This is a genomic window from Mycobacterium sp., assembly GCF_052145595.1.
GTDB lineage: Bacteria > Actinomycetota > Actinomycetes > Mycobacteriales > Mycobacteriaceae > Mycobacterium.
In genome coordinates this window covers 1-14451 of sequence record NZ_JBKQOI010000161.1, presented here as the reverse complement: position 1 = coordinate 14451, position 14451 = coordinate 1, and the positions used below count along the sequence as shown (strand labels likewise).

At 67.8% G+C, this 14451-nt stretch carries 10 protein-coding genes; all 10 read left to right on the top strand.

Going from position 1 to position 14451, the window contains the following annotated elements:
- The first annotated feature begins 10 nt into the window (after positions 1-10).
- A complete protein-coding gene (gene argC, locus ACLP4W_RS14430; protein WP_442386960.1) occupies positions 11-1054 on the top strand; it encodes an N-acetyl-gamma-glutamyl-phosphate reductase in 1044 nt (347 codons plus the stop codon).
- A complete protein-coding gene (gene argJ / locus ACLP4W_RS14425) occupies positions 1051-2262 on the top strand; it encodes a bifunctional glutamate N-acetyltransferase/amino-acid acetyltransferase ArgJ (protein WP_442386958.1) in 1212 nt (403 codons plus the stop codon). Before argC ends, argJ begins: the two co-directional genes overlap by 4 nt.
- Positions 2259-3146, top strand: a complete 888-nt coding sequence (gene argB, locus ACLP4W_RS14420) for an acetylglutamate kinase (RefSeq protein ID WP_442386956.1) — start codon at positions 2259-2261, stop codon at positions 3144-3146. Before argJ ends, argB begins: the two co-directional genes overlap by 4 nt.
- Positions 3143-4354: an acetylornithine transaminase gene (locus tag ACLP4W_RS14415; protein ID WP_442386954.1), complete on the top strand. Its 1212-nt coding sequence runs from the start codon at positions 3143-3145 to the stop codon at positions 4352-4354. Before argB ends, ACLP4W_RS14415 begins: the two co-directional genes overlap by 4 nt.
- Positions 4347-5273: an ornithine carbamoyltransferase gene (argF, locus tag ACLP4W_RS14410; RefSeq protein ID WP_442386952.1), complete on the top strand. Its 927-nt coding sequence runs from the start codon at positions 4347-4349 to the stop codon at positions 5271-5273. The genes ACLP4W_RS14415 and argF overlap by 8 nt, the downstream gene beginning before the upstream one ends.
- 49 nt (positions 5274-5322) lie before the next feature.
- Positions 5323-5823, top strand: coding sequence for an arginine repressor (locus ACLP4W_RS14405; protein ID WP_442386950.1), 501 nt, complete (start codon positions 5323-5325; stop codon positions 5821-5823).
- Positions 5824-5836: 13 nt separating this feature from the next.
- Positions 5837-7033, top strand: a complete 1197-nt coding sequence (locus tag ACLP4W_RS14400) for an argininosuccinate synthase (RefSeq protein WP_442386948.1) — start codon at positions 5837-5839, stop codon at positions 7031-7033.
- A gap of 87 nt (positions 7034-7120) precedes the next feature.
- A complete protein-coding gene (argH, locus tag ACLP4W_RS14395) occupies positions 7121-8548 on the top strand; it encodes an argininosuccinate lyase (protein WP_442386947.1) in 1428 nt (475 codons plus the stop codon).
- 105 nt (positions 8549-8653) lie between these two features.
- Positions 8654-9715, top strand: coding sequence for a type III polyketide synthase (locus ACLP4W_RS14390; protein ID WP_442386945.1), 1062 nt, complete (start codon positions 8654-8656; stop codon positions 9713-9715).
- Between the two features lie 225 nt (positions 9716-9940).
- Positions 9941-14451 (top strand): acyltransferase domain-containing protein (locus ACLP4W_RS14385; protein WP_442386943.1); only part of this gene is annotated, 4511 nt, incomplete at its 3' end.

Genomic DNA, 14451 nt, shown 5'->3' with positions numbered 1-14451 from the left:
AATCGTCGAGATGGGCGACGTGTTAAAGGTCGCGGTTGCCGGTGCCACCGGTTATGCGGGCGGGGAGATCCTACGGCTCCTGCTCGGGCATCCGGCCTACGCCGACGGTCGGCTCACGGTCGGCGCCGTGACCGCGGCCGCTAGCGCCGGCAGCGCGCTTGGTGAGCACCATCCGCATCTGATTCCGCTGGCCCAGCGCGTGGTCGAACCCACCGAGCTTGCCGTGCTCGCAGGCCACGACGTCGTATTCCTGGCCTTGCCGCACGGGCATTCGGCCGCGCTGGCCGAACAGCTCGGCCCCGAGACGCTGATCATCGACTGCGGCGCGGACTTCCGGCTCACCGATGCCGCCGCATGGGAGCGGTTCTACGGGTCCCCGCACGCCGGCAGCTGGCCGTACGGGCTGCCGGAGCTTCCCGGCGGACGAGCGCCGCTGCGCGGTGCACGCCGCATCGCGGTCCCGGGCTGCTACCCGACCGCGGCATTGCTCGCGTTGTCGCCCGCGGTGGCCGACGACCTCATCGAGCCCGCCGTCACGGTCGTCGCCGTCAGCGGCACCTCCGGGGCGGGTCGCGCGGCCAAAACCGACTTGCTCGGCTCGGAGGTCATCGGATCGGCGCGGGCCTACAACATTGCCGGCGCACACCGGCACACCCCCGAGATCGCCCAGGGACTGGAAGCCGTCACCGACCGCGACGTCACGGTGTCGTTCACCCCGGTGCTCATCCCGACGTCCCGCGGCATCCTGGCCACCTGCACCGCCCGCACCCGATCGCCGCTGTCGCAGCTGCGGGCGGCCTACGAAAAGGCTTATGACACGGAACCTTTCATATACCTGATGCCCGAGGGGCAGCTGCCCCGCACCGGAGCGGTGATCGGCAGCAACGCGGCGCACATCGCCGTCGCGGTGGACGAAGCGGCCGAGACGTTCGTGGCGATCGCCGCGATCGACAACCTGGTCAAGGGCACCGGCGGTGCGGCGGTCCAGTCGATGAACCTGGCGCTGGGTTGGCCGGAGACAGAAGGCCTTTCGGTGGTCGGAGTCGCGCCGTGACCCATACAGCCGCAGCACGGTTGATTCGCGAGCAGGGCGTCACCGCGCCGGCCGGTTTCCGTGCCGCCGGCATCGCCGCCGGGATCAAGAAATCGGGGGCCCGCGACCTCGCGCTGGTCTTCAACGAAGGGCCCGACTACGCGGCCGCTGGAGTGTTCACCCGCAACAAGGTCAAAGCCGCGCCGGTGCTGTGGACGCAGCAGGTGTTGAGCACCGGACAGCTGCGCGCGGTGATCCTCAACTCCGGCGGCGCCAACGCCTGCACGGGACCCGGCGGCTTCCAGGACACCCATGCCACGGCGGAGGCGGTCGCGGCCGCACTATCAGACTGGGGAACCGAGACCGGGGCCATCGAGGTCGCGGTCTGTTCCACCGGGTTGATCGGTGACCGGTTGCCGATGGGCAAGGTGCTCGCCGGAGTGCACGAGATCGTGCACGAGATGGCGGGCGGGCTGACCGGCGGCGAAGATGCCGCGCAAGCCATCATGACCACCGACACCGTGCCCAAACAGGTTGCGCTGCATCACCCCAACAACTGGACGGTCGGCGGGATGGCCAAAGGCGCGGGCATGCTGGCACCGTCGCTGGCCACCATGCTCTGCGTACTCACCACCGACGCCGCGGTCGAGCCGGCGGCGCTGGACCGGGCGCTGCGCCACGCCACCGCCCGCACCTTCGACCGGCTCGACATCGACGGCAGCTGCTCCACCAACGACACGGTGCTGCTGCTGGCGTCGGGAGCCAGCGAGATCGCCCCGTCCCAGGCCGATCTGGACGAAGCCGTGCTGCGGGTCTGCGATGACCTTTGCGCTCAGCTGCAGGCCGACGCCGAGGGCGTCACCAAGCGCCTCACCGTGACCGTCACCAGCGCCGCCTCCGACGACGATGCGCTGACCGCCGCACGGGCGGTGGCCCGCGACAGCCTGGTCAAGACGGCGGCGTTCGGGTCCGACCCCAACTGGGGCCGGGTGCTCGCGGCCGTAGGCATGGCGCCGGTAGCCCTCGATCCCGATCGAATCTGGGTGTCTTTCAATGGATTTGCGGTGTGCATCGATGGAGCTGGAGCTCCAGGTGCGCGTGAGGTGGACCTTTCGGGGGCCGACATCGACATCACCGTCGACCTGCGCATCGGCGACGGCCGGGCCGCGATCCGTACCACCGACCTGTCGCACGGCTACGTCGAAGAGAATTCGGCCTACAGCTCATGACCATCAAGATCGAAGCATTGCCCACTCAGGTCAAGGCCCAGGTGCTGGCCGAGGCCCTGCCCTGGCTCAAGCAGTTGCACGGCAAGATCGTCGTGATCAAATACGGCGGCAACGCCATGACCGAGGACGGGCTTCGGCAGGCCTTCGCGGCCGACATGGCGTTTATGCGCAACTGCGGAATCCATCCCGTCGTCGTGCACGGCGGCGGACCACAGATCACCGCGATGCTGCGGCGGCTCGGCATCGAGGGAGATTTCAAGGGCGGCTTCCGGGTCACCACACCGGAAGTGCTCGACGTGGCGCGGATGGTGTTGTTCGGACAGGTGGGCCGCGAACTTGTCAACCTGATCAACGCGCACGGACCCTACGCCGTCGGCATCACCGGAGAGGATGCGCAACTGTTCACCGCGGTGCGGCGCAGCGTCACCGTCGACGGTGTGGCCACCGACATCGGCCTGGTCGGTGACGTCGAGCTCGTCAACACCGCGGCGGTGCTGGATCTCATTGCGGCAGGCCGGATTCCGGTGGTGTCGACGCTGGCGCCGGACGCTGAGGGTGTGGTGCACAACATCAACGCCGACACCGCCGCGGCGGCGCTGGCCGAAGCGCTGGGAGCCGAAAAGCTGTTGATGCTCACCGATGTCGAAGGCCTGTACACCAGCTGGCCGGACCGGGATTCGTTGGTCAGCGAAATCGACACCGCCACGCTGACGCAACTGCTACCGAAGCTGGAGGCGGGCATGATACCCAAGGTGGAGGCGTGTCTGCGGGCCGTCACCGGGGGCGTGCCCAGCGCGCACGTCATCGATGGACGTGTCGAACACTGTGTGCTGGTGGAGCTTTTCACCGATGAGGGCACCGGCACCAAGGTGGTGAGCGCATGACAACCACGGACACGATGCGACACCGGTGGGAAGCCGTGATGATGAACAACTACGGCACCCCTCCGGTGGCGCTGGCCAGCGGTGACGGCGCCGTGGTCACCGACGTCGACGGCAAGACCTACCTGGACCTGCTCGGCGGCATCGCGGTCAACGTCCTCGGCCATCGCCACCCAGCGGTCATCGAGGCCGTCACGCATCAGATGACGACGCTGGGCCACACGTCCAACCTGTATGCCACCGAACCCGGCGTCGCGCTGGCCGAAGAACTGGTCGCCCTGCTGGATGCGTCCGAAGAACCAGGGGCCCAGGCGCGGGTGTTCTTCTGCAACTCCGGCACCGAGGCCAACGAGGCGGCGTTCAAGCTGTCCCGGCTCACCGGTCGCACCAAACTGGTTGCCGCACAGGGAGCTTTTCACGGCAGGACGATGGGCTCGCTGGCGCTGACGGGTCAGCCGAGCAAGCAGGCACCGTTCGAGCCGCTGCCGGGCTACGTCACGCATGTGCCGTACGGGGACACCGATGCGCTGGCCGCGGCCGTCGAAGACGACACCGCCGCGGTGTTCCTCGAACCGATCATGGGGGAGGGCGGCGTCGTCGTCCCACCCGAGGGTTACCTGGCTGACGCTCGGGATATCACGGCGCGGCGCGGCGCCCTGCTGGTGCTCGACGAGGTGCAGACCGGAATGGGCCGCACCGGCGCGTTTTTCGCCCACCAGCACCACGGCATCACCCCGGACGTCGTGACACTGGCCAAGGGTCTCGGCGGGGGGCTGCCCATCGGCGCGTGCCTGGCCGTCGGGCCGGCCGCCGAGCTGCTGACGCCCGGCCTGCACGGCAGCACCTTCGGCGGCAACCCGATCTGCACCGCGGCGGCGCTGGCGGTGCTGCGGACAATCGCGGCCGAGGACCTGGTCCGGCACGCCGACTTGCTGGGCAAGTCGCTGCGCCACGGCATCGAAAGGCTCGGCCACCCGCTGATCGACCACGTCCGCGGCCGCGGATTGCTCTGCGGGATGGTGCTGGCCGCGCCGCGGGCCAAGGACGCCGAGGCGGCCGCGCGAGACGCCGGATTCCTGGTCAACGCCGCCGCCCCCGACGTCATCCGGTTGGCGCCGCCGCTTATCATCACCGAAGCACAGATCGACGGCTTCATCACCGCCCTGCCGCGGATCCTCGACAGCGCCGAGAGGAGCGGCGCACATGACTAGACACTTCCTGCGCGACGACGATCTGTCGCCCGAAGAACAGGCCGAGGTGCTCGAACTGGCCGCCGAACTGAAGAAGGACCCATTCAGCCGTCGTCCCCTCGACGGGCCGCGCGGCGTCGCGGTCATCTTCGACAAGAACTCCACCCGCACCCGGTTCTCATTCGAGATGGGGATCACCCAGCTCGGCGGGCATGCCGTCGTCGTCGACGGCCGCAGCACCCAGCTCGGCCGGGACGAGACCCTGCACGACACCGCAAAAGTGTTGTCCCGCTACGTCGACGCCATCGTCTGGCGGACCTTCGGCCAGGACCGGCTAGACGTTATGGCCGCGGCCGCGACGGTGCCGGTGGTGAATGCGCTCTCCGATGAATTCCACCCCTGTCAGGTGCTCGCCGACCTGCAGACCATCGCCGAACGCAGGGGATCGCTGCGCGGCTTGAAGCTGTCCTACTTCGGCGATGGAGCCAACAACATGGCCCATTCACTGATGCTCGGCGGCGTCATCGCGGGCATCCACGTCACGGTGGCCGCTCCCGACGGTTTCGCCCCCGACCCGGCGCTGGTGGCCGCTGCCAGGGAGCGCGCCGAGGCCACCGGCGGCTCGGTCACCCTGACCGCCGATGCCGACGCGGCCGCCGACGGCGCCGACGTCCTGGTGACCGACACCTGGACGTCGATGGGGCAGGAGAACGACGGGCTGGACCGGGTGAAGCCGTTTCGGCCTTTTCAGGTCAACGCGCGACTTCTGGCGCAGGCCGACCCGGAAGCCATTGTGCTGCATTGCCTTCCGGCCCACCGCGGCGACGAGATCACCGACGACGTCATGGACGGGCCGGCCAGCGCCGTGTGGGATGAGGCCGAGAATCGGCTGCACGCCCAGAAGGCGCTGCTGGTGTGGCTGCTGGAGCGGTCACGATGACCCGCGTCGGCGACGATGCAGAGCGACGCGATGCGGAGGAGCGGCGCTCATGACCCGTAGCGGTTCGAAGACCACACCCGAGACCACCCGGGCCGGGCGGCAGGCCCGCATCGTGGCGATCCTGTCGTCGGCGGCGGTGAGCAGTCAGAGCGAACTGGCGGCGCTGCTGGCCGACGAGGGCATCGACGTCACCCAGGCCACGTTGTCGCGGGACCTCGAGGAGCTGGGTGCGGTGAAGCTGCGCGGCGCCGACGGCGGCGTCGGGGTGTACATCGTTCCCGAGGACGGCAGCCCGGTGCGCGGGGTATCCGGTGGCACCGCGCGGCTATCCCGGCTGCTGAGCGAGCTGCTGGTGTCCGTCGACGCCAGCGCCAACTTGGCGGTGCTGCGCACCCCGCCCGGCGCGGCTCACTATTTGGCCAGCGCACTCGATCGCGCGGCGCTCCCGTACGTGGTCGGCACCATCGCTGGCGATGACACCGTCTTCGTGGCCGCCCGCGAGCCGATGACCGGCGCCGAGTTGGCCGGCACGCTGGAAAGCCTCAAATAACCTAAGGAGATCTATGTCCGAGCGCGTCATCCTGGCGTATTCCGGTGGTCTGGACACCTCCGTGGCGATCAGCTGGATCGGCAAGGAGACCGGCCGCGAGGTCGTGGCGGTGGCGATTGACCTCGGCCAGGGCGGCGAGGACATGGAGGTGGTACGCCAGCGCGCGCTGGACTGCGGCGCCGTGGAGGCCGTCGTCGTCGACGCGCGCGACGAGTTCGCCGAGGGCTACTGCCTGCCGACTGTGCTGAACAACGCTCTGTACATGGACCGCTACCCGCTGCTGTCGGCGATCAGCCGACCGCTGATCGCCAAGCACCTGGTCGCGGCCGCCCGCGAGCACGGCGGCAGCATCGTCGCGCACGGCTGCACCGGCAAGGGCAACGACCAGGTCCGCTTCGAGGTCGGCTTCGCGTCGCTGGCCCCGGATCTGCACGTGCTGGCGCCGGTCCGCGACTACGCCTGGACGCGGGAGAAGGCCATCGCTTTCGCCGAGGAGAACGCCATCCCGATCAACGTCACCAAACGCTCGCCGTTCTCGATCGACCAGAATGTGTGGGGCCGTGCGGTGGAGACCGGCTTCCTGGAACACCTGTGGAACGCCCCCACCAAGGACATCTACGCCTACACCGAAGACCCCACCCTCAACTGGAGCACGCCCGACGAGGTGATCATCGGGTTCGAGCGAGGGGCGCCGGTTTCCATCGATGGCAAGCCGGTGTCGATGCTGCAGGCCATCGAGGAACTCAACACGCGCGCCGGCGCGCAAGGGGTCGGGCGCCTGGACGTGGTCGAGGACCGGCTGGTGGGGATCAAGAGCCGCGAGATCTACGAGGCGCCGGGGGCGATGGTGCTCATCACCGCTCACGCCGAACTCGAACACGTCACCCTCGAGCGCGAGCTGGGCCGGTTCAAGCGTCAGACCGACCAGCGCTGGGCCGAGCTGGTGTACGACGGGCTGTGGTACTCGCCGCTGAAGGCCGCACTGGAAAGTTTTGTCGCCAAGACTCAGGAACACGTTTCCGGCGAGGTGCGAATGGTGTTGCACGGCGGCCACATCGCGGTCAACGGCCGGCGGAGCGCCGAGTCGCTCTACGACTTCAATTTGGCCACCTACGACGAGGGCGACAGTTTCGACCAGTCGGCGGCGAAGGGCTTCGTCTATGTGCACGGGCTGTCGTCCAAGATCGCGGCCCGCCGGGACCTGCGGTGACGTGTGATTGGCGCGAGTGTGAATCGAGCGACGCGACATGCTGCCGAAGCGTCGCCAGATTCACCCTCGCGGTGAGGTGACAGCGCGATGAGCACCAACCAGGGGTCGCTGTGGGGCGGGCGGTTCGCCGACGGCCCGTCTGACGCACTCGCCGCGCTGAGCCGGTCCACCCACTTCGACTGGGTGCTGGCACCGTACGACATCACCGCGTCGCGGGCGCACACCATCGTGCTCTTCCGGGCCGGACTGCTCACCGAAGAGCAGCGCGACGGGCTGCTGGCCGGGTTGGACAGCCTCGCCGAGGACGTTGCCGATGGCAGCTTCGGCCCGCTGGTCACCGACGAGGACGTGCACGCCGCGCTGGAGCGAGGGCTGATTGACCGGGTCGGGCCTGATCTGGGCGGCCGGTTAAGGGCCGGGCGGTCGCGCAACGACCAGGTGGCCACCCTGTTCCGGATGTGGCTGCGCGACGCGGTGCGACGGGTCACCGCCGGTGTGCTCGATGTGGTCGGCGCGCTGGCCGCCCAGGCCGCCGCGCACCCGACGGCCATCATGCCCGGTAAGACCCATCTGCAGTCCGCCCAGCCGATCCTGCTGGCACACCACCTGCTGGCACACGCCCACCCGCTGCTGCGTGATGTGGACCGGATCGTCGACTTCGACAAGCGCGCGGCGGTGTCCCCCTACGGCTCCGGAGCGCTGGCCGGATCGTCGCTGGGCCTGGATCCGGACGCGATCGCCAAAGACCTGGGTTTTGCGGCCGCCGCCGACAATTCCATAGACGCGACCGCGTCGCGTGACTTCGCGGCCGAGGCCGCGTTCATCTTCGCCATGATTGCCGTCGACCTGTCGGGGCTGGCCGAGGACATCATCATCTGGAGCTCGACGGAGTTCGGCTACGTCACCCTGCACGATTCCTGGTCCACCGGCAGCTCGATCATGCCGCAGAAGAAGAATCCGGACATCGCCGAACTGGCCCGCGGAAAGTCCGGCCGGTTGATCGGAAACCTGGCGGGGCTGTTGGCGACGTTGAAGGCCCAGCCGCTGGCCTACAACCGCGACCTGCAGGAGGACAAGGAGCCGGTGTTCGATTCGGTGGCCCAGCTGGAGTTGCTGCTGCCTGCGGTGGCGGGGCTGGTGGCCAGCCTGACATTCAACGTCGAGCGGATGGCGGAGCTGGCCGCGGCGGGCTACTCGCTGGCCACCGATGTCGCCGAGTGGCTGGTGCGTCAAGGCGTCCCGTTTCGCTCCGCCCACGAGGCCGCCGGTGCCGCGGTGCGTGCCGCTGAACAGCGCGGAGTCGGGCTGGAAGAGCTCACCGATGACGAGCTGGCCGCCATCAGCACCGAGCTGACGCCGGCGGTCCGCGATGTGCTGACAATCGAAGGCTCGGTCTCGTCGCGTGACGCTCGGGGCGGCACGGCGCCTCGTCGGGTCGCCGATCAACTGGAAGCCGTCCAGACAAGCTCGAAGCAGCTGCGGGCCAGGTTGCTCCGGCAGCCTACGCATAGCTGAGCCCCGGACTTTGCCAGGCAGTTGTGGGCGGATTAAACTTCAAAGATCTGAATGATCCGGTTGAACTCCACGGCCGAGATCTTCGTCTCCAAAAGGGTGGGACCAATGAGCGTCATCGCGGGCGTGTTCGGTGCGTTGCCGCCGTATCGTTATTCTCAGCGCGAAATCACGGAGATGTTCCTCAGGCATGCGGATTTTGAGGGCTACGAAGACATAATTCAGCAGCTGCATACCAGCGCCAAGGTCAATAGCCGCCACCTGGTTCTGCCGAAGGACAGGTATCCGGGCTTGCGTGACTTCGGCGAATCAAACCGGATCTTCATCGAAAAAGCCGTGGATCTTGGCTGTGAGGCGCTGGTAGGCGCGCTCGACGAGGCGGGCCTGCGACCACAAGACCTCGACACGCTGATCACGACGACGGTCACCGGTCTGGCGGTGCCGTCCCTGGACGCCCGGATCGCCGGGCGGCTCGGGCTGCGCGACGACGTGCGGCGGGTGCCGCTGTTCGGCCTGGGCTGCGTGGCCGGAGCCGCCGGGGTGGCCCGGCTGAACGACTACCTGCGCGGCGCGCCGGACAGCATCGCCGCGCTGGTGTCGGTCGAGCTTTGCTCGCTCACCTACCCGGGATACAAGCCTTCGCTAGCGGGTCTGGTCGGCAGCGCGTTGTTTGCTGACGGAGCGGCCGCGGTGGTGGCCGTCGGCGAGCGGCGCGCCGAACAGGTCGGCGCCGGCGGCCCGGACATCATCGATTCGCGCAGCCATCTCTACCCCGACTCGTTGCGCACGATGGGTTATGACGTCGGGGCCAACGGGTTCGAGCTGGTGTTGTCGAAGGACGTGGCCGCCGTGGTCGAGCAGTACATCGCCGACGACGTGACCTCTTTTCTGGGCGCGCACGGCCTGAGCATCACCGACATCGGCGCTTGGGTCAGCCATCCCGGCGGTCCCAAGGTCATCGAAGCGATCAATGCGGCCCTCGACCTGCCGGCCGAGGCGCTGGAGCTGACCTGGCGCTCGCTTGGCGAGATCGGCAACCTCTCGTCGGCGTCGGTGCTGCATGTGCTGCGTGACACAATCGCCAAAGAGCCGCCCAGCGGAAGCCCGGGGCTGATGCTGGCGATGGGTCCCGGATTCTGTTCCGAGCTCGTCTTGCTCCGCTGGCACTGATGCTGATCCGCGCCTGTGGACTCTCTCTCGTCTCGTAATCGTCGCCGCATGGGGGTGCTGGCGATGGATCGAGGAATGTTTGGCCGGGGGTCCTTGAAAGGTGCGATCCGTGGCCAGTGGGGCGAATGACGCCGGCAAGCGGCGATATCTTTCATTCATGCGGTTGTGCCGAATGGAGAGCACAGTTTCGTCTGCTGGCTTGAGCAGCACGAAAGGCCGGGTCGCATGAGTAGCACGCAAGACGATCTGGTCAAGGCCCTCCGCGAGTCTCTCAAGGAAAACGAACGGCTGAAGCGACAGAATCGCGAGTATCTCGGCTTAGCTACCGAGCCGGTGGCAGTGGTAGGGATGGCGTGCCGGTATCCGGGTGGTGTGGATTCGCCGCAGGCCTTGTGGGAGATGGTGGCCGAGGGCCGCGACGTGGTGTCGGATTTCCCAGCCGACCGTGGCTGGGATTTGGGTGGCCTGTTTGATCCCGATCCTGATGCGATAGGGAAGTCGTACTCCCGCTGCGGCGGGTTCTTGGCGGATGTCGCGGATTTCGATGCCGCGTTCTTTGGGATCGCACCCAGCGAGGCGTTGGCGATGGATCCGCAGCAGCGCCTGCTGCTGGAAGTGTCGTGGGAGGCGCTGGAGCGGGCCGGGATCGACCCGTTGGCGCTGCGGGGCTCTTCGACCGGCGTCTTCGCCGGGGTGTTCCACGGTTCCTACGGGGGCCAGGGTCGGGTGCCCGGCGACCTAGAGAGGTACGGGATCCGCGGCTCGACGCTGAGCGTCGCGTCGGGGCGGGTCGCATATTCGTTGGGTCTGGAGGGTCCGGCGGTGTCGGTGGATACGGCGTGTTCGTCGTCGTTGGTGGCGTTGCATTTGGCGGCGCATTCGTTGAGGTCGAGGGAGTGCGATTTGGCGCTTGTCGGCGGGGTGACGGTGATGGCGACCCCGGCGATGTTCGTGGAGTTCAGCAGGCAGCGGGCACTTTCCCCCGACGGGCGGTGCAAGGCGTACGCCGGTGTCGCCGACGGAACTGGCTTTTCCGAGGGCGTCGGGGTGTTGGTGGTCGAGCGGTTGGCTGATGCGCAGCGGTTGGGGCATCCGGTGTTGGCGGTGGTGCGAGGCTCGGCGGTCAATCAGGACGGTGCCTCCAACGGGCTGGCGACTCCCAACGGGCCGGCGCAGCAGCGGGTGATTCGGGCGGCACTGGCCAGTGCGCGGCTGACCCCGGCCGATGTGGATCTGGTGGAGGGCCACGGGACGGGCACCACGTTGGGGGATCCCATCGAGGCCCAAGCGATTTTGGCGACGTACGGACAGGATCGGGCGGCGGATCAGCCGTTGTGGTTGGGGTCGATTAAATCGAACATGGGCCATGCGTCGGCGGCGGCGGGGGTGGCCGGCGTGATCAAGATGGTGCAGGCGATGCGCCATGGGGTGATGCCCAAGACGTTGCATGTGGATGTGCCCACGCCGCACGTGGATTGGTCGGCGGGTGCGGTGTCGTTGCTGACCGAGCCTCGGGCGTGGCCCGCGGGGGATCGGCCGCGTCGGGCGGGGGTGTCGTCGTTCGGCATTAGTGGGACCAACGCGCATGTGATCCTCGAGCAAGCTCCGTCGTTGGAAAGTGTTGGGGCTTCGGGCAATAACGATATGAGGGTGGTTCCGTGGGTGCTGTCCGCCCGTTCGGCTGAGGCGTTGGCTGGTCAGGCGGAGCGGTTGTTGACGCACGTGCGTGCCAACCGGGATCTCGGTGTGGCCGATGTGGGGTGGTCACTGGTGTCGACGCGGTCCGTGTTTGACCATCGGGCGGTGGTCGTCGGCGCCGACCGCGAGCAGCTGATGGCCGAGTTGGCAGGGTTGACCGTCGGCGAGCCGGGTGCGAACGCGGTGGTGGGGCAGGCTCAAGCGGTGGGCAAGACGGTCTTGGTGTTTCCCGGCCAAGGCTCGCAATGGGTCGGCATGGGAGCCGAGTTACTCGATACCTCGAAGGTGTTCGCCGGCCATATGCATCAATGCGATAAGGCGCTCGGCGAGCACGTGGAATGGTCCTTGATCGACGTCATCCGCGGCGTGTCGGGTGCCCGGGGACTCGATCGGGTGGATGTGGTCCAGCCGGTCTTGTGGGCGGTGATGGTGTCGCTGGCCGAATTGTGGCGTTCACTGGGCGTGGTCCCGGACGCGGTGATCGGCCATTCGCAGGGCGAGATCGCGGCCGCGTATGTGGCCGGCGGGTTGTCGCTGGAGGACGCGGCCCGGGTGGTCGCGCTGCGAAGCCGGCTGCTGGTGCGGTTGTCGGGCGCCGGGGGCATGGTGTCGCTGGCGTGTGGGGTGTCACAGGCAGGGGAGTTGGTGGCCCAGTTCGGCGATCGGCTCAATATTGCTGCGGTCAATGGTGTGTCGTCGGTGGTCGTCTCTGGCGAGGTGAGTGTGTTAGAGGAGTTGGTGCGGCGTTGCGAGGCCGATGGCGTGCGTGCCCGCAGGATTGATGTCGACTATGCCTCGCACTCGGCGCAGGTCGACGCGATTCGTGAGCCTCTGGTCGAGGCGCTGGCGGGCATCGAGCCCCGTTCGTCCTCAGTGGCCTTTTTTTCAACGGTCAGCGGTGAGTTCATGGACACGGCCGGTTTGAATGCCGACTACTGGTACCAAAGCATCCGGCGCACTGTGCAATTCGAACGGGCTGTGCGCAGCGCGTGCGACGCGGGGTATCGCGTGTTCGTCGAATCCAGTCCGCATCCGGTGTTGATCGCCGGCATCGAAGACACTTTGGCCGATGGGGCCGTCGTTATTCCCTCGCTGGGCCGCGATGACGGTGGGCTGGACAGGTTTTGGCTGTCTGCGGGTCAGGCCCACGTCGCGGGCGTGGCCCTTGATTGGCGCGCGGCGTTCGAGGGTGGCAATCAGGTCCCGTTACCAACATATGCTTTCCAGCGGCGGCGGTTTTGGTTGCCGCCGTTAGGAATTAGCGATGGCGATCTCGGTGGCTTGGGGCTGAGCGGGGCCGAGCATGGCTTGCTGGGCGCGGTGGTGGAACGTCCCGATTTGGGTGGGGTCGTGTTGACCGGCCGATTGTCGATGGTTGCTCAGCCGTGGTTGACCGATCACGCGGTAGCCGGGATCGTGCTGTTCCCCGGCGCGGGCTTTGTCGAGTTGGCATTGCGGGCTGGCGATCAGGTCGATTGCTCTGTGGTGGAGGAGCTGACGCTGTCGTCGCCGTTGCTGTTGCCGGTGGCCGACGGGGTTCAGGTGCAGGTGGTGGTGGGTACCGCAGATGATTCCGGCCGTCGGACCGTGTCGGTGTATTCCCTTGGTGATCAGTCTGATTCGAAATGGATACTGCATGCCGAGGGCGTGCTGAGCACGGGACCGTCTGCGCCGGCCACGGATTTGTCGGTGTGGCCGCCGGTAGGGGCGATAGCGGTGGATGCGACTGACGCCTACGAGCGGCTGGCCGCGCGAGGCTATGAATACGGCCCGGCGTTTCAGGGACTGCGGGCGATGTGGCGGAACGGAGACGAGGTATTCGCCGAGGTCGCCCTGCCAGAGGTCGCAGGACTGAAAGTTGGCGGCTTCGGGGTTCATCCGGTGTTGCTAGACGCGGCGCTGCACGCGATGGGGGCGGCTGGCGCGCAGGCCGAGACGATGTTGCCGTTTTCCTGGCAGGGTGTGTGTTTGCATGCCACGGGGGCATCGCGGGCGCGGGTCCGGATAGCGCCGGTGGGTGTGGGAGCGGTGTCGGTGGACCTGGCAGATGGTGCGGGCCTGCCGATTTTGTCGGTGCGGGAGTTGGCGGTTCGTCCGGTCTCAACGGCGCAATTGGCCGGGGCAGCTCCCCGCGTTAGTGGCGGGTTGTTCGCGGTGGGGTGGTCGCCGGTGTCGATGGCGCCCAACGATATTTCCGGTGACGGCATGGTGGTGTGGGAGCCAAGCCCTGCCGTCGACGGAATGGTGGGGTCGGTGTATGCGGTCGCGCATGAGGCGTTGGGGGTGTTGCAGTCGTGGTTGGCCGGCGATGGGTCGGGCGTGCTGGTCGTGCTGACTCACGGCGCGGTGGGTCTGGCCGGCGAGGATGTCGCGGATTTGGCTGGTGCGGCGGTGTGGGGGTTGGTGCGTTCCGCGCAGGCCGAGCATCCGGGTCGGGTGGTGTTGGTCGACTCTGACGGATCGGTGGATGTTGGAACGGTAATCGGCTGTGGTGAACCGCAATTGGTGGTGCGCTCCGGTGTGGCCTACGGCGCGCGGCTGACGCCGGTTGGCGCGGGTGCGGAACCGGTGCTGGAATTGCCGGCCGGGGCATGGCAGATCACCGCCGGCAGCGGGGGCACGTTAGAGGGTCTGGTGGCGCGGTCGTGCCTACCAGTGGAGCTGGCGGCCGGGCAGGTCCGGGTGGCGGTTGCCGCGGTGGGGGTGAACTTCCGAGATGTGTTGGTGGCGTTAGGGATGTATCCCGGCGGTGGGGAGTTGGGCGGCGAGGGCGCCGGGGTGGTCGTCGAGCTCGGTCCCGGGGTAGAACGGCTCGCCGTCGGGGATGCCGTGATGGGACTGTTGGGGGTGGTGGGTTCTGAGGCGGTGGTGGACGCCCGGTTGGTGACCACGATCCCGTCGGACTGGTCGATGGTGCAGGCCGCGGGCGCGCCGGCGGTGTTCCTGACGGCGTTGTACGGGTTGTCCGTATTGGCCGGCGTCAAGGCTGGCGAAAAGGTCTTGGTGCATGCCGCCACCGGCGGGGTTGGCATGGCGGC

What these genes read in the sequence shown, in the direction of transcription:
- argC (WP_442386960.1), top strand. Translation starts at nt 11, where the DNA reads ATGGGCGACGTGTTAAAGGTCGCGGTTGCCGGTGCCACCGGTTATGCG.
- argB (WP_442386956.1), top strand. Translation starts at nt 2,259, where the DNA reads ATGACCATCAAGATCGAAGCATTGCCCACTCAGGTCAAGGCCCAGGTG.
- ACLP4W_RS14415 (WP_442386954.1), top strand. Translation starts at nt 3,143, where the DNA reads ATGACAACCACGGACACGATGCGACACCGGTGGGAAGCCGTGATGATG.
- argF (WP_442386952.1), top strand. Translation starts at nt 4,347, where the DNA reads ATGACTAGACACTTCCTGCGCGACGACGATCTGTCGCCCGAAGAACAG.
- ACLP4W_RS14405 (WP_442386950.1), top strand. Translation starts at nt 5,323, where the DNA reads ATGACCCGTAGCGGTTCGAAGACCACACCCGAGACCACCCGGGCCGGG.
- ACLP4W_RS14400 (WP_442386948.1), top strand. Translation starts at nt 5,837, where the DNA reads ATGTCCGAGCGCGTCATCCTGGCGTATTCCGGTGGTCTGGACACCTCC.
- argH (WP_442386947.1), top strand. Translation starts at nt 7,121, where the DNA reads ATGAGCACCAACCAGGGGTCGCTGTGGGGCGGGCGGTTCGCCGACGGC.
- ACLP4W_RS14390 (WP_442386945.1), top strand. Translation starts at nt 8,654, where the DNA reads ATGAGCGTCATCGCGGGCGTGTTCGGTGCGTTGCCGCCGTATCGTTAT.